Here is a 19,008-nt window from a genome sequence, read left to right as displayed (position 1 = left end):
GAGCTGCCTGCCATGTTCATGGGTGAATACCAGCATGCAATAGATAGCAAAGGAAGACTCTTTATCCCAGCCCGCTTCCGACAAGGCCTGGGGGACCATTTTGTGTTGACAAAAGGTCTCGACGGATGTCTTTTTGCTTACCCGCAGTCTGAATGGGATGCGCTTGAGCAAAAACTGAAGTGCTTGCCCTTTACAAAGGGTGATGCCCGGGCCTTTGTTCGGTTTTTTTTCTCAGGGGCCGCCGAATGTGAAGTTGATAAACAGGGAAGAATATTAATCCCGGGAAATTTACGTGATTACGCCCGCCTGGAAAAGGACGTGGTGGTAATCGGGGTTTCATCACGCGTGGAAATCTGGGCCGGCAATCAGTGGGAAAATTACAGTCGACAGGCGGCTTCTTCTTATGAGGAAATTGCTGAAAAAATTGTGGATTTGAACCTTGATATTTAACCAGGTTGGTTTATATTTAAAACTAGGGTTTTTTATTGGTAAGTAATGGTCTAAAAGGAGGATTTATGGATTTCAGTCACCTGCCGGTTTTAGCCGCTGAAGTTGTCCAGGGGCTTAAACTAAAGCCGGGCGGTGTTTATGTGGATTGCACCCTGGGTGGGGGCGGGCACAGTGAACTGATTCTTAAAGGAAGCGGGCCGGACGGCCGCCTGGTGGCTTTAGATCAGGACCCGGAGGCGATTCTCGCTGCGGGGAAAAGGCTGATTTCCTATAAGCCAAGGGTGATTCTGGTCAGATCCAACTTCAGCCGGCTGGTTGAGGTGTTGGACGACCTTGGCATTCTGACCGTAGACGGAGTTTTATTTGATCTTGGAACATCCTCTTACCAGCTTGACAACCCGGCCAGGGGATTCAGCTACCAGCATGATGCCCCGTTGGATATGAGAATGGATCCGGAGCGTGAAATCACGGCCGGGATGCTGGTTAACAATATGACAGTGGAGGAACTGACTGAAACAATCAGAAAATACGGGGAAGAGCGCTGGGCCTCCAGGATTGCGGAATTTATAGGTGAGGAGAGAAAGCGGCGCCCCATTGAAACAACCGGAGCACTGGTTGAAGTTATAAAAAAAGCGGTACCCGCCGGGGCTAGGCGGGAAGGTCCTCACCCGGCCAAACGTACTTTTCAGGCCTTGCGCATAGCTGTAAACGGTGAGCTGGAGATTTTAAAGGCTGCTGTCAAATCAGCCGTGCATGTCTTGAAACCCGGTGGACGGGTCTGTGTAATCACCTTTCACTCTTTGGAGGACCGGATTATTAAGGACCTGTTTCGGGAACTGGCCTCGCCCTGCATCTGCCCGCGGGATTTTCCGGTGTGTGTTTGTGGGCGTAAAAAGGCGCTGCAGATTGTTACCACCAAGCCGGTTCTCCCATCAGAAGAGGAATTGGCGGTTAACCCCAGGGCTAGAAGCGCCAAACTTAGAATAGGTGAAAAAGTTTAAAAGATTAACCACTATAAGACGATCATGGAACAATCTACCTTGGCTGAAGTTCTATTCACTCCGGAGGTTGAATAATATTGATCGTAGCTCAGGATAAGACAGGCTTCTACGGGTTGTCAGCGGACCGGCCCAGACCGAAAAAAAATCGCAGGCTCAAGCGCTCGTCAAGGGGACCCAAGATTTTGCTGATTGGGATGGTTTTATTGGGTTTTGCCCTTGGTATCATGATCACATATTTTCAAGCCAGAGTATTCAAGCTTGGGTATCAGATCAGTAGTTTGCAACAAGAGCTGGCCGTCTTAAGGGTGGAAAACCATGACCTGGATGAGAGAGTCCAACAACTGGCTTCGCTGGATCGGGTCGAGACGCTGGCAGTCAATAAACTAGGAATGGTCAAGCCGGACAGCAGCAATGTCCTTATGCTGGCTGTTGCCGATAAGACGCAGCCGCTGCCCGATGCCGGTGCGAAAGCCGCCGGCAGCCCCCTTACCGGTGATAGCGGGAGCCTTCTGGTCAGAGCATTCAACGAGCTTGTTAACCGGTTGGAAAACAAGACCTGGCCGGGTCGTAACATCGGGGCAGGCTCCAAGGGGGTAACATATGCAAACAACGAATCTCTTAATCCGGAAAAGAATAACCGGACTCTTTCTGATAGCGGGAGGAATGTTTCTTATTTTAATCGTTCGACTGGGTTGGCTCCAGCTTGTTGAAGGAGACCGGCTCAGGCAGGAAGCTCTTGAGGTTCGTATGCGGGATGTTCCGGTGGAAGCCAAGCGGGGGACCATATTTGATCGCAACGGTCAGGAACTGGTAACCAGTGTCAGTGTTGATTCCGCTTACGCCTTCCCCCCCCAAATTGAGGACAAACGGGCTGCGGCCGACAATATTGCCTTGGCCCTTGGTATGGATAAGGAGGATGTCTACAAGAAGCTCACTCAAAATGTGGGCTTTGTCTGGCTCAAAAGGCGAATTGATTACCAGTCGTCCCAAAACTTAAAAGCCTTAGATCTTAGCGGTGTTGAACTGGTGGAAGAGAATCAGCGCTTTTACCGCCAGGAGAACCTGGCTGCCCATGTCCTGGGTTTTGCCGGTGATGACAACCAAGGTCTGACCGGGCTGGAAAGCGTCTACGACAATGAGTTAAAAGGTACGCCGGGACGTATTGTTATTGAAAAAGATGCCGTGGGCAATAACATTCCCCAGGCGCTTCACCAGTTCATCCCACCTGTGCCGGGCAATAATCTGGTACTAACGATTGACCAAACTATTCAGTTTTTTGTCGAAAGAGAACTGGACAAGATCGTTGAACAGCATCACCCGAAGCTGGCGGTGATCATTGTAATGGACCCGAAAACAGGCGAAATATTGGCTATGGGCAACCGGCCGACTTTTAATCCCGGAGACTGGCGGAATTATCCCCAGGATGTCTGGGATCACAACCCCAGCATTTATTATAATTATGAACCGGGTTCCACTTTCAAAATTATAACCGCTGCAGCCGCACTGGAAGAGGGGGCGGTAAGGACATCCGACACCTTCTTTGATCCCGGCTATATCAAGGTGGCGGACCGCGTGATCCATTGTTGGTATGATGGGGGGCACGGTTCCCAGACTTTTGAAGAGGTAGTGCAAAATTCATGCAACCCGGGGTTCGTAACAGTAGGCTTAAACCTGGGCAAGGAAAAATTTTATAAGTATATTAACGCCTTTGGACTTGGCGACAAGACTTCGATCTGCCTGCCCGGCGAGGCAGTTGGCATCCAGATCCCTGAGAATGAAGCTACCGACCTAAACATAGCCACCATGTCCATTGGCCAGTCCATTGCCGTGACACCCATTCAGCTGATAACCGCCGCGTCGGCTGTTGCCAACGGTGGCCTTCTGCTGAAACCGACCCTGGTTAAAGCAGTTACCGATGTGAATGGCAAAGTTGTCAAGGAATTTAAGCCTGAGCCTGTCCGGCAGGTGATCTCGAACAATACCGCCCAGACCTTGATGGGCCTTCTGAAAAATGTAGTCCTTAAAGGATCCGGCCGGAACGCTTTCGTGGATGGGTACGGGGCTGCGGGAAAAACCGGTACGGCTCAAGTTGTTGAGAGAGGCGGCTATGCCGACGGTAAATATGTTGCTTCTTTTATGGGTTTTGCCCCCGCCGACGACCCTCAACTGGCCTGCCTGGTGATGGTCGCCGAGCCCCAAGGGGGTAACTATTACGGGAGTCAGGTAGCCGCTCCTGTTTTCAAAGCCATCGCTTCAGACACCCTGCGCTACATGAAGGTACCTGAAAGGCCGGCTCTGGAGAAGCCGAATTCTCCCTTTATTTTTGAAGAGCCCAAACTGAAAACTACTGTGCCCAGCGTAGTTAATTACCCGCTGGAAGACGCCAAAAAGGTGTTGAATAACAGCGGTTTGGCCGTACAAGTGCAGGGTGAAGGGAATATTGTTTACAAACAGGTGCCAAACGGAGGCGCCGAGGTGCTCAGCGGAACCACAGTAATTCTCAACCTGAACCCGCCCGAGGCTGTTCCGGCAGACCAGGTTACCGTACCTGACCTGAAAGGTTTGACCATCAAAGAGGCCGGCGGTATCCTGGAAAAACTGGGCCTGCACCTGAATCCGGCCGGCAGTGGTATTGCTGTGGGGCAAAAAGAGGCGCCTGGCGCCAGGGTGCCCAAAGGGACAACTATTACGGTGGATTTTCAACCCCAGGAATTACACGATTAAACAATATCTAATAGACGGTTTTATGATACCAAGAGGTTGGCCGGGTTTCGATCAGGAAACGGGCCATCCTCTTCAACTATAACAGTGGATATCGTAGTTGGAATAATTTAACTGAAGATGGAAATAATAGTATATCATATGTAACTGATAGCTCTAAGCTTAAAAGTTAGGAGGCGACAACGTGCTTTTTCAGGAATTGCTTAAATCGGTCGAGGTCCATGCCGCGGATGGTCCCCAGAATACAGTGCTTACCGGTATAACCTATGATTCCCGTAAGGTTGAGCCTGGTTTTCTGTTTGTCGCGGTGCAGGGCTTTAAGCATGACGGCGCCGAATATATACCCCAGGCGGTGGAAAAGGGAGCGGTCGCTGTGGTGGCGCAGAAAGCTGTTACCGTACCGCCAAACGTAGCTTGGGCGCTTGTCGCAGACAGCAGACAGGCGCTGGCGTTAATGTCAGCCAGCTTTTACGGCAACCCCTCCACCAATATGAGAATGGTTGGTGTAACGGGGACGAACGGCAAAACCACCACGACCAACCTGATTGCCTCCGTGCTTGACGAGGCAGGCCGTAAAACCGGTCTGGTCGGTACAATTCACAACCGTATCGGCGCCAGAAAACTGGTGGTTAGTCATACCACTCCGGAATCCACGGACCTGCAGGAACTCCTGCACGAGATGGCGACAGAACAGGTGAGTGACTGTGTGATGGAAGTATCATCCCACGCTCTGGCCCTGCACCGTGTGGATGGCTGTGAATTTGATACGGCCGTCTTTACCAACCTGACCCAGGACCACCTTGACTTTCACCCTGATATGCAAAGTTATCTGGAAGCGAAACAAGCCTTGTTTCGCAAACTGGCGGAACCCGGAGCCAAGAGAGGTAAATGCGCGGTGGTCAACGCCGACGACGCTTACGCCGGTTCCATCATCGAGGCCGCAGCTGGTGTTGAGGTGTATACCTATGGGATTAAAACTTCCGCAGATGTGCGGGCGGAGGATATCGATGTCAGCGCCAGAGGGGTCAGTTTTACCGTTACCGGAAAATGGGGCCGCTGTCCCCTGGATTTGCGAATAACAGGACTTTTTAACGTGTACAACACCCTGGCTGCTTTTACCGCCTGTGCGGCAATGGGTATACCTGTGGAGGTTATCAAGAAAGCCCTGGAAGGTATGCCGGGTGTCCCCGGCCGTTTTGAACTGGTTGACGCGGGTCAGGATTTTGCAGTTATTGTAGACTATGCCCACACACCGGACGGCCTGGAGAATGTCTTAAAGACCGCGCGCGAAATCACGACAGGCAAGCTGATTACAGTCTTCGGCTGCGGCGGTGACCGCGACCGTACCAAGCGCCCTCTGATGGGCCGGATAGCGGCCGGTTATAGTGATTACATGCTGGTTACTTCAGATAACCCGCGTACGGAGGCGCCGCTGGACATTATCAGGGATATCGAAAAAGGACTGGAGCCCGTGGCGGAGAATAACAGCTATACAGTTGAACCGGACCGGCGCCGCGCCATCCAACTGGCTGTCAGAATGGCCCAAAAGGGTGATGTGGTGGTTATAGCCGGTAAAGGCCACGAGGACTACCAAATCATAGGTACGCAAAAGTATCCTTTTGATGACCGCAGTGAGGCGGCGGCCGCCTTGGGAGCGCTGCAGGCTTAAAGCCGGGAGGTAACCTGTTTTGATCTCAACTTCCATTAGAGAAATAGCGTCAGTCCTAAGGGGCAGGGTGATGCAGGGAGACCCTGCGGCTGTTTTTACTTCGGTAGCCACCGATACCCGTAAGATGAGAGCAAACGCCCTGTTTTTCGCGCTGGTTGGGGAGCGGTACGATGCTCACAGCTTCCTGTCTCAGGCCGTCGCAGCCGGGGCCGGAGGATTGGTGGTAAGTCGCCTGGAGGATTTGCCCCCCGGTGTGCCGGTGGTTATGGTGGAGAATACTCTATCTGCTCTGCAGTCCCTGGCCGCCTATAACAGGCAGCGGTCCGGAGCGTCTCTGGTGGGGGTTACCGGGAGCACCGGCAAGACTACAACCAAGGACATGATTGCCTCGGTTTTAGGCGCACGCCTGCGCACTCTGAAAAACGAAGGCAACTTTAACAATGAAATCGGACTTCCACTAACGCTTTTGGAACTGGATGAAAGCTATGAGGCGGCGGTGGTGGAGATGGCCATGCGTGGGCCGGGACAAATTCACACCCTCTGTGAAATCGCGAGGCCAATGGGAGCTGTAATTACCAACATCAATGAAACCCACCTGGAACTTTTGGGAACTTTGAGCAATATCGCTGAAGCCAAAGGTGAAATCCTTGAGCAAATTCCTTCCGTCGGGTTTGCCGTCCTGAATGCCGAAAGCCCGTTTATTCAACGGGAAGCGGGCCGGTGCCGGGGCAAGGTGATTTATTATGGGATTGACCAACCTGCTGAGATCAGAGGCGAAAATATTAGGGCCGAAGGTACGGGAAGCCGTTTTAACGCCGTTATTGGCGGTCAGACCCGGGAGTTTTACCTGCCGCTGCCCGGCCGGCATAATGTAATGAACGCGCTGGCCGCAATTGGCGTAGGCCTGGAAATGGGCCTTACAGTGGAGGAGATTGCCGGTGGTCTATCTTCAGTAACTCTGACCGGAATGCGGCTGGAGGTCATTGAAGGCGGCAGCCTTAAAATAATCAATGACGCCTATAACGCCAGCCCGGCATCAACCAGGGCGGCCCTGGGTGTATTGAAGGATTTGGCCGGAGGCCGCCGCACGGTAGCTGTGCTGGGGTCCATGCTGGAACTTGGCGCGCGGGCCCGGGGAGGCCACCGTGAGGTGGGAGAAACTGCCGCCGCGCTGGGCCTGGACTATCTTATAACTGTAGGAGAACTCGCCGGCCATATTGGAGAGGGAGCGGTCGACGCCGGTTTCCCGCCGGAAAAGGTTTTCCGGCGCCAGGATTACGATAGCGCGGTGAAAATACTGGAAGGGCTGCTGCAGGAAGGGGATGTGGTTCTGGTCAAGGGTTCCAGAGGCATGAAAATGGAGAGGTTTGTCCAGCGCCTTTTGGAACGCTCCCAGAGCTTATCCGGACCAGGAGCTCCAATTATTACCGACAATTAAGCATGGAGGCATCAATGGAATTTTTAGGGAAGGCGTTCGCCATCGCCCTGGTTGTTACACTGGCTATGGGCTTGCTGCTGATCCCCTGGCTCAAAAGGCTGAAGTTTGGCCAGAACATCCGCTCGGACGGGCCTTCCAGGCACTTGCAAAAAGCAGGTACGCCGACTATGGGCGGGATTATTTTTCTGGCGGGAATTTTTGTCGCGGTTCTTCTAATAGCGCCGGAGCGGGTCGATGCCCTGGTTGTGTTGGCGATAACTCTGGGCTATGGTCTAATCGGTTTTCTTGATGATTATATTAAGATAGTACTGAGGAGGTCACTGGGCTTAAGAGCAAGGGAAAAGCTGCTGGGGCAAATAATCCTGGCAGTGCTTCTGGCTTATGGGGTTGTCTTTTGGTGGGACCGGGGTACGGCCCTGGTATTGCCGTTTTCAGGTTATTTCATGTCCGGGGGTATCCAGTTGGAACTGGGCTGGTGGCCCTTTTTGGCCTTCACCCTGCTGGTTGTGGTCGGAACGGCTAATGCAGTCAACTTGACTGACGGGCTGGACGGGCTGGCGGCAGGTACGAGCCTTTTAGCGGCAGCGGCAATGATGTTGATTGCCTTAAAGGTTGACAAATACGGGGTGGCGGCAGTTATGGCGGCATTGTCCGGCGGTTGCCTGGGCTTTTTATTCTACAACCGCCATCCAGCCAGGGTATTCATGGGTGACACCGGTTCCCTGGCTTTGGGCGGGGGGCTGGGCGCTGCGGCGGTAGTCACCCGGAGCGAGCTTTTCTTTGTGATTATCGGCGGGATTTTTGTGGTTGAAGTACTCTCAGTGATCATCCAGGTTATTTCCTTCCAGACCACGGGCCGCAGGATTTTCCGGATGAGCCCGCTACACCACCATTTTGAACTCGGCGGCTGGAGTGAAAACAGAGTGGTGCTGACTTTCTGGGTGATAACACTGCTATTGGGGATAACTGGACTGGCCGGGTTGTACAGGCTAGGCTCACCCTAGACCAGGGTTTGACAATGGGGAGACATATTTCACATAATTTGTCTCGCCTGTCTAAGAGTATTGCTCAAAAAGGCTTGACTTGCGGGCTTGGGGTTTTCCGGAGCGAGCGGAGCACCTGGGTGCGTTCCTTAGCGCGTGCGTAGCTTGCAGAAAAGCTTAAATAGCGCGTAGCTACCGGATGGCTGTCTGCAGATGCGGTTGGCATGATGTTTTGTTTCACAAATGGAGAATTGCGAAGCGAGCGGAGGATAACCCCAAGACCACTACGCATAAGGCTTTTCGAGAACCAGTTAACAATGATCAGCAAATACTTTACTATAAACAGCAATAAATTCAGCATTTATCATATAATCTGAGAGGCGATATTAAATGGAGCTTAAAGATAAACGGGTTTTGGTGGTTGGCGCAGGAAAAAGCGGTCTTGCGGTTGCTCATTTCCTGACAAATAAAGGCGCCGCAGTGGTGCTGGCCGATTCTTTTAATCCGGCTTACCCGGGAGGGGAACTGAACCGGCTGGCCGCAGCCGGGGTGAATCTTTCCCTGGGAGGATACCCGGAAGTTAAGCGGGAAAGCTTTGACCTGGTGGTTATGAGTCCAGGTGTCCCTCTGACGGTAGAGCCTGCCCGGTTGGCGTTAGAGCATGGCATTGAGTTGACCGGAGAACTGGAACTGGCTTACCGTTTCAGCAGTGCGCCGCTGGTTGCTGTTACAGGAACAAACGGCAAAACGACCACTACCACCTTGCTCGGTGAAATCTTTAGAAATGCAGGCAAAAACACACTGGTGGGGGGGAATATCGGTACGCCCCTGGTTACGGAGGTGGAGCGTTACGGTCCGAAGGATATGATCGTGGCTGAAGTATCAAGCTTCCAGCTGGAAACTACAAATACTTTTAAGCCTAAGGTGGCGCTGGTTCTTAACATCACCCCCGACCACCTTGACCGCCACATAACGATGGAAGGGTACGTGGACGCCAAAGCCAAAATATTTGCGAACCAGGAAGCGGGCGACTTTACAGTATTAAATTACGATGACCCGCGAACGGCGGCCCTGGCCGGCAGTACCCGCGCCCGGGTGATCTTTTTCAGCCGGCGCACAGCGGTTCCGGAGGGTGTTTACGTAAAAGAAGGTCGAATCACAGCCAGGCTTGGCGAGGTCGAGGAGTATATCTGCGGGCAGGATGAACTTGGCATCCCCGGCGCTCATAACCTTGAAAACGCCCTGGCGGCGGTTGCCGCGGCCAAGTCTCTGGGGGTGGCGACCACTTCCCTGGCACATACTTTGAAAACGTTTAAGGGAGTTGCCCACCGCCTGGAATTCGTTGCCGACATCAATGGGGTACGTTACATTAATGACTCCAAAGGTACCAATCCCGATGCCTCGATCAAGGCGCTTGAAGCCTACCCGGAAAAGATCGTGCTGATTGCGGGGGGGAAAAACAAAGGCAGCGATTTCGGCAGCTTCGCTGAAAAAGTCAAGGAACGGGCCAGAGTGCTGGTGGTACTGGGGCAAAGCGCGGGGGCTATCGCTGATGCTGCCAGAGCCAGGGGTTTTGACAACATTCTCTATGCGAATGACTTTAAGGATGCTGTGGTCCTGGCCCACCAGGCAGCCAGGCCCGGCGAGATTGTTCTTTTATCGCCGGCCTGTGCCAGCTGGGATATGTTTAAGAGCTTTGAAGAAAGAGGGGACCTGTTCAAGGAGGTCGTATTGGGTTTTAAATAGGTAATATTTGGGACCTGAGCGGAAACGAAAAGGGGAAGGGGGCTTAAGGAAGCATGCGGCCTAAAAAAAGTTCGGCGGATTTTCTTCTTTTTTTAACGGTATTGAGTCTGGTGAGCCTTGGTGTTATTATGGTTTTTAGCGCCAGCGAGTACAGTACCCTGATTTATTATAATGACAGCTTTTATTTCTTTAAGCGGCAATTGTTATGGGCCTTGCTGGGCTTGACCGCCATGTATATCATGTCAAATTATGACTACCAACGGCTCAAGCAGTACGTGATCCCTTTTATGGTCGTCTCCTTTATCATGCTGGCTCTGGTCCTGGTCCCCGGGATTGGCCGCGAGGTTAACGGTTCCCGCCGCTGGATTGGTATAGGACCGCTGCCTTTTGCCCCGGCCGAACTGGTCAAGCTCAGCGTCATCCTCTTCACGGCCTATGGCTTGTCACGACAAAAGGAACGGGTCAAGCAGTTCAGCAAAGGGGTCCTGCCTTACATGTGTGTTTTGGGGCTGGCAGCAATCCTGATCATGCTGCAGCCCGATCTGGGTACCACCATTTCACTGGGCGGTATTGTATTTGTCATGATTTTTGCCGCCGGCGCCAGAATGTCTCACCTGGGCGGCATCGGGCTGGCCGGCCTTGCCGCCGTTGGCTTGTTGATTATTATGGAGCCCTACCGGTTGAAGCGCTTTCTGGCCTTTTTGGATCCCTGGGCGGACCCCCAGGGCGACGGCTTCCATATTATTCAGGGGCTCTATGCCATCGGCTCCGGAGGCCTGTTCGGACTGGGCCTGGGCCAGAGCAAACAGAAGTTTCTCTACCTGCCCGAGAACCACACCGACTTTATCTTTGCCATCACCGCTGAAGAACTTGGCTTTATCGGAGCTGCCCTGGTAATCATACTATTTACTTTGTTTGTATGGAGAGGCTTGAAAATTGCAGTGACTTCCCAGGACCCTTTTGCCTGTTTGCTGGCAACCGGTATTACTGCCTGGGTGGGAGTCCAGGCCATCATTAATATAGGAGTGGTAACCGGGTCACTGCCTGTTACCGGTATCCCCCTTCCCTTTATCAGTTCTGGCGGCACCTCCCTGCTGTTCACCATGACAGGGGTGGGCATTCTTCTTAATATTTCCAAGTTCAGCAGGGCAAGATGACGGCGCGGGTGGTGAAAACATTGCGAATTGTTGTTGCGGGCGGGGGCACCGGCGGTCATATCTACCCCGCCCTGGCTATTGCCCGGGGGCTTAAAGAAAGACATCCGGAGGCGGAAATCCTCTATGTCGGAAATAACCAGGGCATGGAGGCGGATATCGTTCCCAAGGAGGGGCTTCCTTTTAAAGGTTTGGCGGGGGCCGGGCTGGAGCGGAAACTCTCAATGCGGAATTTTCTGGTGTTATGGCGGACCGGGCTCGGTTTCTGGCAGGCGGCCAGGACCTTGCGCAACTGGAAGCCGGATGTGGTAATCGGTACCGGCGGCTATGTCTGCGGGCCGGTGGTCCTGGCAGCTGCCTTAAGTAGAATACCGACTTTAATTCACGAGCAAAACGCGCTGCCCGGGGTAACCAACCGTATCCTGGCCAGGTTTGTGGACCGGGTGGCGGTTACCTTTAAAGAATCTGTTAAATATTTTCCCCGGTCTCATAAGGTGATTCTTACCGGCCTGCCTGTTCGACCGGAAATATTGCGCGCAACCAGGCCGGAAGGCCTGAAGAAGTTGGGCATCGGCGCCGATCGTTTTCTGCTCTTCTCCTTTGGCGGCAGTCGCGGCGCCCGCACTCTCAATAAAGCTATGGTTGATGTAATCAAACAGTTCGGTGGAGATCCGCGGCTAAGCATCCTGCACGTAACCGGGAGCGCGGGATACGAGGAGTTCCTGGAGGACTGCGCCGCTAAAGGTATAGACCTGGCTAAAACTGGGAATGTTACCATTATATCTTACCTCTACAGCATGCAGGATGCTCTGGCGGCGGCAGGCCTGGTTATCAGCAGGGCAGGCGCTGCCACCTGTGCGGAAATTACTGCCCTGGGTATTCCTTCGATCCTGGTCCCCTATCCTTTTGCGGCTGAAAATCACCAGGAACATAACGCCCTGGCCCTTGAAAAAGAGGGAGCCGCGCTTATGTTTTTGGATCGCAAAGTGAGCGGGGACTTGCTTTGCACTAGGATCGCCGGGCTCCTGGAGGACAGGGGCAAACTGGCGGCCATGGCTGAAGCCAGCAGAAAGATGGGCAAAACCCGCGCTCTGGAGGATATCATCGACTGTGTTGACGAACTTGTCAGGTAACCAGGCCGCTGCACTGTTGCTCAAATGCAGGTGTGGTGTTTTCATAATACGCGGCGCCGCCGGCGGTGTGGACAACTTACCCGGGAATAGCTGCGCTGCATCAGGCATATGGTACTACCCCGGAGGTCGAATAGAATTGTTGTGGACGAATATGAGCTTATTGAGTCATAGGTCGCGCACAAGGTGAGTTTATTCCTGGGGACAAGCTCCAAATTAACGTCTGTAACACCTTTTTGGAGCTATGCATACTATATTTATGAAATACAGCGCTAGCAGCCATTTTTCCACTAAATAGATATAATGATGGCCGGCGGCGACAAGGGAATTGAGCCACAAGGGAGGAGAGGTAATCAGTGCAACAAGCGCAGCATGTTCATTTTATCGGGATCGGCGGCTCCGGTATGTGCGGCATAGCCAGGATTATGCTTGGCCTGGGCTACCGGGTAACCGGCTCGGACCTGAAAGGTTCAACCGCCACCGAGAGTTTGGAAGCCCTTGGGGCGACCTGCTTTAGAGGGCATGCTGGTGAATATCTTGGTGACGCCGACCTGGTTGTAGCATCCACTGCCATTCCCTTCAGCAACCCGGAATTGTTGGAGGCCAGGGAAAGAAGGCTCCGCATTCTGCACCGCAGTGAAATGCTCGCATGGTTGATGCAGCGTCAAAAGGGTATTGCTATAGCCGGCGCCCACGGAAAGACCACTACAACTTCCATGGCCGCACTGGTTCTGGAGCAAAATCATCTGGATCCCACCGTTATTATTGGAGGCGAATTGAAAGAAATTGGCGGCAACGCCAAACTGGGTGGGGGAGAATACCTGGTTGCCGAAGCGGACGAAAGTGACGGATCTTTTTTAAAGCTGGATCCCTTTATTGAAATTATTACCAATATCGAGGACGACCACCTGGACCATTATAAAAGCGTCGAGAATATTGAAACCGCTTTTCGTGAATTTATCGCCAAGGTTCCTGCAGAGGGGCTGGCGGTGGTCTGTCTTGATGATTCCAGAATAAGAGAACTGCTGGCAGGCTACAATGGTCCTTGCCAGACCTACGCTCTGGACCATCCGGATGCGGATTATACCGGGCGAAACCTGCGTATGGTGGGAGAGCTTACAATAGGGGAAGTGTATTTTCGCAACAGCTATTTAGGCGACCTGGAACTGCGTGTGCCGGGACGTCACAACTTCTTGAACGCGCTGGCTGTAGTGGCGCTGGGAAGGTTCGTGGGTCTTCCCTTTGAGGGTATTTCTGCTGCCCTCAGTAACTTCCGGGGAGCCGGGCGCAGATTTCAACTTACAGGTGAGGTCGGCGGCGTCAAGGTTATTGACGACTATGCCCATCACCCCTCTGAAATAAAGGCCACCCTCAAAGCAGCCAGGCAGCTGAAAACCGGGCGCTTGATTGGTGTCTTTCAGCCTCACCGCTACACCAGAACAGCAATTCTTGGTGAGCGCTTCGGCGAAGCTTTTTCAGACGCCGACGTGATTATCGTGAGCGATATTTACAGCGCCGGTGAGCAACCCATTGAAGGGGTGACGGCAGATATAATCATAACCGCTATCGAAAAATTTGAGGGCCGTAAAGTCATTCATCTGCCAACCAGGCAGGAGATCGTAGACTATCTGGCTCGGACAGCCCGGCCTGGGGATATGATCCTGACCATGGGCGCCGGCGATATATGGAATGCAGGTGTTGAACTGGTCAACAGGTTAAAGGAGCGTCAAAAAATTGGTTGATACCTTAGTATACCGGGAGCTGCAGAAACTTGTATCCGGTCGCGTAAGGATCGGGGAACCCATGAACAAGCATACCAGCTGGCGTATCGGGGGACCTGCCGATTATTTTATTGAGCCCCAAGGCCGTAAGGAACTGCAGTCTGTGGTTTCTTTCGCCAACCGGCGTAAAGTTCCGCTGACTGTAATCGGGAACGGTTCCAACCTGTTGGTTAGCGAAAAAGGAATCAGGGGTATTGTGCTAAAGATTGGCTCCGGCCTGGCCAGAGTCTCCATCATTGAAAAAGATGTCGTGGCTGAAGCGGGAGCTAAACTCTCGGCGCTTGCTGCGGCAGCCAGGGACAGTGGCCTGGGGGGGCTGGAGTTTTCAGCGGGAATACCAGGCACTGTTGGCGGCGCGGTGGTTATGAATGCCGGAGCCAACGGCTCTTCGGTCGGCGCCCTGGTTAGGGAGGTGCTGCTGTTAAACTTAGAAGGACGATTGTTCCACAGAACTGGGGAAGCATTGAATTTTCGTTACCGTTCATGTGATTTGCAACAGGAGCCTGCGATTGTGGTTGAAGTCAGGTTTGCCTGTTATCCACGGGAAAAACAACTAATCCAGGAAGAAATGGAGAGGTTTGTAGCCAGGCGCCTGTCGACCCAGCCGCTAAGACTGCCCAATGCCGGCAGCGTTTTTAAAAACCCGCCGGGTGATTCGGCGGGAAGGCTGATTGAGGCTGCCGGCTTGAAGGGCTTGAGGGTAGGGGATGCTCAGATATCTTCCCTGCACGCGAACTTTATCGTCAACCTGGGTAAGGCTACAGCCTCGGACGTTCTGGCGCTCATTGATAAGACCAGGGAAACTGTACTGGCCCGCAAAGGGGTAGAGTTGCTGCTGGAAGTGCAAATTATAGGTGACGTTTAGGCGGAGGTGAAAATGTGCAGAAATTTATGATAGTTGGCGGCAACCGCCTGAAGGGTATTATTCGCACCAGTGGTTCCAAAAACGCAACATTGCCGTTGCTGGCAGCATGTATTCTGAATGCCGGGAAAAGTGTTATCCATGAGGCCCCCAGGCTGAAGGACGTGGCAGTGATGCAGGACCTGCTCATGTACCTTGGGGCAAAAGTAAACTGTGACCGCAATACGATCGAGGTTGACACATCAAGTATTCAATCAGTTGAAATATCTGAAGATTTGATGCGGCGGATGCGGGCTTCCAACCTGGTGCTGGGGGCGCTTTTGGGCAGGTTCGGCCGGGTCAGGACGTCCTACCCCGGAGGTTGCCAGATCGGCAGCCGCCCGATGAACCTGCACCTCAAGGGTTTAAAAGAGCTGGGAGCCAAAATCCAAGAAAAGTTCGGTTATATCACGGCAGAGGCGGAGCGGCTGAGGGGCGCCGACATCCATCTGGATCTTCCCAGCGTTGGCGCGACGGAGAATATATTAATGGCGGCAGTCCGGGCAGAAGGGGTGACCACGATCAGGAACGCGGCTAAAGAGCCGGAAATAGTGGACCTGCAAAACTTCTTAAACAAGATGGGCGCCAGGATCGTTGGAGCCGGCACCGATACCATAAAGATAGAGGGAGTCACGCAAGGTGATTTGAAACCGGTGGCGCATACGGTCATCCCGGACCGTATTGAGGCCGGAACCCATCTGGTGGCCGCAGCCATAACGGAAGGTGACGTGACGGTCACCAACGTTATACCGGAACATCTGGAACCATTGCTGGCAAAACTGCGTGAGGCCAATGTCAGTTTTACCGTGGGTGAGGACCAGATCAAGGTGCAGGGAAACGGGAAGATTAAGGCCGTCGATATCAAAACCATGAGCTACCCCGGTTTTCCGACCGACATGCAGCCCCAGATGATGGCCTTGCTCAGCCTGGCGGATGGCACCAGCATCATCACCGAAACCATTTTCGAAAACCGCTTCAAACATGTCGGCGAGATGAGGAGAATGGGAGCCGATATCAAGGTAGAGGGACAGTCGGCCATTGTCAAGGGTGTAGAAAAGCTGAGCGGCGCCTACATTGAAGCGAGTGACTTGAGGGCCGGCGCGGCGCTGGTGCTGGCGGCCCTGGCAGCCGAGGACGGTACCGTCATCGAAAACGTGGCGCATATCGACCGTGGTTACGAGCGGCTGGAGCTAAAATACAATGCTCTCGGGGCCAGAATTATTAGAGTTCACAACTAGTGACTCTTTTTTTAGTTGGTTTGGGGACAAGGGGAAGAAATAAAATCCACTCCCGAAAAACAGAAAGCCGCCAGGGGGCGGCCTTCCCGGCGAATCAGTTTAGAGTTTTAAATACAACCACCCCAGAACCCTACTCCGAATATCAGCAGGATGAAGATCAGAAAAATGATAAATCCCCAATTGCCGAAACCGGCAGTACCAGCACAGCCTGCGCCGCCAGCGGCTCCTAACGCCATAATAACAACCTCCTTTCAATATTAGTCAGAGTAACACAATCCGGTATATAGAGCTAAGCTTTACCCTGGGACACAGTACCTAGATACAGCCTCCTCCCCAGAAGCCGACTCCGAAAATTAATAGGATGAAAATCAGGAAGATAATAAAGCCCCAGTTGCCGAAGCCCGCGCCGTCCGCTATTGATACTGCCCCCCTTCTATCACTGCTACCATATGCTATGAAGAAATCCAGATAAAGGTTACTGTAAATTGTAAAGTTATAATCCTAACATTTTAAATTCTATTATTTTCAGGATCTTTCTTTTTTTAGAATGTCCTTGGACAAGTTTCATTCGATTGGTATAATTACATATAAGTAGACTTATCCTATAATTGTGAAAGTGTGAAGGTCGTGTCGGGAAGTGTGATAGGACGCAGGCGCCAGCGTGGATGGAATATCTTTGAGAGTGTTTTTTTTATTTTTCTGGTACTAATTACAGGTTTTGTTTTGCTGCGTTCCCCTTTTTTTGAGGTGCGCAGTATTCTGGTGCAGGGAAACCAGCTTCTTGACCAGGATCAAATAAAATCTGTCAGCGATATTGCCCCCGGAGTCAATATATTTAAAGTTGACCTTGCAGCGGCGGCTGCCAGGCTTAAACTTATCCCCTTGGTCAAGGATGTACAGGTGACCAGGTCGCTACCGTCGACTGTGGTGATCGGGGTGGAAGAGCGAAAGCCGGTAGGCCTCTTGCCTACCGGGGAGGGTTTTATCGAGGTGGACGGTGAAGGTGTCTATCTGCAGAAGGCCAACGCCGGCGCCCCCGGACTGCCGGTGGTAACTGGTATTAATTTTAACCTTCCCAGCCCGGGAGACGCGGTCGATGCAGCGGGGTTAGGGGATGCCCTGACTGTTATCAGCGGTCTGCCCGGTGAGACCGTGGCGGAGCTCTCCGAGGTCCATGTTGACAATGACGGACAAATTAGACTCTATACCATTGAAGGCATGCAGTGCCGGTTTGGTCTGGCTGAAGATATTCAGGAAAAGGGAGATATCTTAAATCAGCTGTTAATAGAACTGCGCGCTGTACAGGATAAGATAAACTATATCGACCTGTCCTGCGCCGGCAAACCGGTGGTCTATTATAAGCTTGATTAGGGGGAGATATAGTCTGAAGACCTTTCATTGGGTTCTTATGACGGTTGGGTTGGCCCTGGGGGTATTGTTGGCCGTACAGTTCCGGGTAACCCGGGAAATACAAAGCACCGAGCCTGTACAAAGAACAAAAGAACTTGCTGCCCAGGTAAATCAAGCTAAGGATGAGCGGGACGCTCTTCAGGGACAGGTTGACAACCTGCGTGCCGAGCTGGATAAAGCCATGTCCCTGCCACAGACCGCTGAAATCATGGAAGAACTGGACCGGGCCAGGATTGAGGCCGGGGTTACTGAATTAACCGGCCCGGGGGTAGAGATTACCTTAAACGACAGTATAGTCAGTTTAAAACCCGGACAAGACCCAAACCTGTATGTACTCCATGATGAAGATGTTTTACGGGTGCTCAACGAACTCCGCGCAGCCGGTGCGGAGGCTATTTCCATGAACGGTCAGAGGCTGTTGGCCACCACGGAGGTCCGGTGTACGGGTCCTACCGTCCTGCTGAATAAAAACAAGCGTCTGGCGCCGCCTTACGTGATTACAGCCATTGGTAACCCCGATACCCTGGAAAGTTCCTTGAAGATGAAGGGCGGGGTTGCTGAAACGCTCCAGTTCTGGGGCATCCAGGTTACGGTTAAAAAACTGCCGCAGGTCGTTGTACCGCCCTACAGCGGCGGAATAAAGTTTGAATATGCCAAAGCTGCAGTCTAGGAGATAAGGACTTTGAAACAAGCTCTGAATAAAACAACATATTTATCAATCAGCATGGTTGCTTTGTTTGTGGGACTAATGATAGCCATGCAATTCCGTACCAACAGCAGTGTAGAACAGGCGGTCCCTATTGACAGGGTGCAGGAGCTGACAATTGAAAAAAAACAGGTGGAAAGAGACCTCAACCAGTTAAAGGAAGAGTCCGTTGACCTGCAAATTAAGCTGGCGGAAGCAGGGAAGAGCCACACGGCAGCTACAGGCGCGCTGGAGAGCGAGCTTTTCAAAAATAAGCTTTATGGCGGCCTGGTTCCGGTTGAGGGGCAGGGGGTTGAGGTCTTGCTCGACAACCAGGAAGGCAGCTTTTACAATATCAAAGACGACGACTTATTAAAGGTATTGAATGACCTGCGTGGGGCCGGGGCGGAGGCAATCGCTGTTAACGACCAGCGCATCCTTGCCACCAGTGAGGTGCGGCTGGCCGGCAGTCACATCAATGTAAACCTTACCAGGCTTTCACCTCCTTACAAGGTGGTTGCCATCGGACCCTCAGGCACACTCAAAAGCAGTCTGGAGATAAGAGGAGGATTGACGGAGTACTTAAGCGACCTCGGTGTTTCAGTTACAGTACAGTCAAAAGACAGGGTGCTGGCGCCGGCCTATACCGGTTCCTTGCGTTTTGATTACGCCAAACACACCCAAAGATAAGAAAGAGAGGG

The 19,008-nt window shown here is 52.6% G+C and carries 17 protein-coding genes; 16 read left to right on the top strand and 1 reads right to left on the bottom strand.

Features of this window, described 5'->3' with window-relative positions; translation table 11 throughout:
- Positions 1 to 12 precede the first annotated feature (12 nt).
- The 13 genes from mraZ to murA all read left to right on the top strand — a co-directional run bounded on the left by mraZ (position 13) and on the right by murA (position 16,212).
- On the top strand, positions 13 to 450 hold the full coding sequence (mraZ, locus tag Psch_RS14175) for a division/cell wall cluster transcriptional repressor MraZ (RefSeq protein ID WP_134216604.1): 438 nt from the start codon (positions 13 to 15) through the stop codon (positions 448 to 450).
- Between the two features lie 65 nt (positions 451 to 515).
- Positions 516 to 1,451: a 16S rRNA (cytosine(1402)-N(4))-methyltransferase RsmH gene (rsmH, locus tag Psch_RS14170; protein ID WP_190258546.1), complete on the top strand. Its 936-nt coding sequence runs from the start codon at positions 516 to 518 to the stop codon at positions 1,449 to 1,451.
- Positions 1,452 to 1,528: 77 nt separating this feature from the next.
- Positions 1,529 to 2,161, top strand: a complete 633-nt coding sequence (ftsL2, locus tag Psch_RS14165) for a cell division protein FtsL (protein ID WP_190258545.1) — start codon at positions 1,529 to 1,531, stop codon at positions 2,159 to 2,161.
- Complete coding sequence (locus Psch_RS14160) at positions 2,052 to 4,175, top strand: stage V sporulation protein D (RefSeq protein ID WP_190258544.1); 2,124 nt, start codon at positions 2,052 to 2,054, stop codon at positions 4,173 to 4,175. Before ftsL2 ends, Psch_RS14160 begins: the two co-directional genes overlap by 110 nt.
- A 181-nt stretch (positions 4,176 to 4,356) precedes the next feature.
- Positions 4,357 to 5,841, top strand: coding sequence for a UDP-N-acetylmuramoyl-L-alanyl-D-glutamate--2,6-diaminopimelate ligase (locus Psch_RS14155; RefSeq protein WP_190258543.1), 1,485 nt, complete (start codon positions 4,357 to 4,359; stop codon positions 5,839 to 5,841).
- Positions 5,842 to 5,860: 19 nt separating this feature from the next.
- Positions 5,861 to 7,279, top strand: coding sequence for a UDP-N-acetylmuramoyl-tripeptide--D-alanyl-D-alanine ligase (locus Psch_RS14150; protein WP_190258542.1), 1,419 nt, complete (start codon positions 5,861 to 5,863; stop codon positions 7,277 to 7,279).
- Between the two features lie 14 nt (positions 7,280 to 7,293).
- Positions 7,294 to 8,283, top strand: coding sequence for a phospho-N-acetylmuramoyl-pentapeptide-transferase (gene mraY, locus Psch_RS14145; protein WP_243124124.1), 990 nt, complete (start codon positions 7,294 to 7,296; stop codon positions 8,281 to 8,283).
- 369 nt (positions 8,284 to 8,652) lie between these two features.
- A complete protein-coding gene (gene murD / locus Psch_RS14140; protein ID WP_190258540.1) occupies positions 8,653 to 10,008 on the top strand; it encodes a UDP-N-acetylmuramoyl-L-alanine--D-glutamate ligase in 1,356 nt (451 codons plus the stop codon).
- A 53-nt stretch (positions 10,009 to 10,061) separates the two neighbouring features.
- Positions 10,062 to 11,165: a stage V sporulation protein E gene (spoVE, locus tag Psch_RS14135; RefSeq protein WP_134216596.1), complete on the top strand. Its 1,104-nt coding sequence runs from the start codon at positions 10,062 to 10,064 to the stop codon at positions 11,163 to 11,165.
- Between the two features lie 20 nt (positions 11,166 to 11,185).
- Positions 11,186 to 12,295, top strand: coding sequence for an undecaprenyldiphospho-muramoylpentapeptide beta-N-acetylglucosaminyltransferase (gene murG / locus Psch_RS14130; protein WP_190258539.1), 1,110 nt, complete (start codon positions 11,186 to 11,188; stop codon positions 12,293 to 12,295).
- Between the two features lie 353 nt (positions 12,296 to 12,648).
- Positions 12,649 to 14,034, top strand: coding sequence for a UDP-N-acetylmuramate--L-alanine ligase (gene murC / locus Psch_RS14125; protein WP_190258538.1), 1,386 nt, complete (start codon positions 12,649 to 12,651; stop codon positions 14,032 to 14,034).
- The gene (murB, locus tag Psch_RS14120; RefSeq protein ID WP_190258537.1) at positions 14,027 to 14,938 is read left to right on the top strand and encodes a UDP-N-acetylmuramate dehydrogenase; all 912 of its coding nucleotides are present in this window, start codon (positions 14,027 to 14,029) and stop codon (positions 14,936 to 14,938) included. The genes murC and murB overlap by 8 nt, the downstream gene beginning before the upstream one ends.
- Before the next feature lie 14 nt (positions 14,939 to 14,952).
- On the top strand, positions 14,953 to 16,212 hold the full coding sequence (gene murA, locus Psch_RS14115; protein ID WP_190258536.1) for a UDP-N-acetylglucosamine 1-carboxyvinyltransferase: 1,260 nt from the start codon (positions 14,953 to 14,955) through the stop codon (positions 16,210 to 16,212).
- Between the two features lie 107 nt (positions 16,213 to 16,319).
- Here murA and Psch_RS21450 read toward each other — a convergent pair whose 3' ends face one another.
- Positions 16,320 to 16,448 carry a hypothetical protein gene (locus Psch_RS21450; protein ID WP_282432469.1) on the bottom strand — a complete coding sequence of 43 codons (129 nt, stop codon included), beginning with the start codon at positions 16,446 to 16,448 and terminating at the stop codon, positions 16,320 to 16,322.
- 391 nt (positions 16,449 to 16,839) lie between these two features.
- Between Psch_RS21450 and Psch_RS14110 the strand changes: the two genes are divergently transcribed.
- From Psch_RS14110 to Psch_RS14100, 3 genes are read left to right on the top strand one after another with little or no spacing between them, the layout of a single operon-like run.
- Positions 16,840 to 17,583, top strand: a complete 744-nt coding sequence (locus tag Psch_RS14110) for a cell division protein FtsQ/DivIB (RefSeq protein ID WP_190258535.1) — start codon at positions 16,840 to 16,842, stop codon at positions 17,581 to 17,583.
- Positions 17,576 to 18,292, top strand: coding sequence for a DUF881 domain-containing protein (locus Psch_RS14105; protein WP_345789084.1), 717 nt, complete (start codon positions 17,576 to 17,578; stop codon positions 18,290 to 18,292). Before Psch_RS14110 ends, Psch_RS14105 begins: the two co-directional genes overlap by 8 nt.
- 12 nt (positions 18,293 to 18,304) lie before the next feature.
- Positions 18,305 to 18,997 (top strand): DUF881 domain-containing protein, encoded by a 693-nt coding sequence (locus tag Psch_RS14100; protein ID WP_243124122.1) that lies wholly within the window; start codon positions 18,305 to 18,307, stop codon positions 18,995 to 18,997.
- Positions 18,998 to 19,008 lie beyond the last annotated feature (11 nt).

The organism is Pelotomaculum schinkii, assembly GCF_004369205.1.
Classification (GTDB): Bacteria; Bacillota; Desulfotomaculia; order Desulfotomaculales; family Pelotomaculaceae; genus Pelotomaculum_C; species Pelotomaculum_C schinkii.
This window is presented reverse-complemented; position numbering and strand designations above follow the sequence as displayed.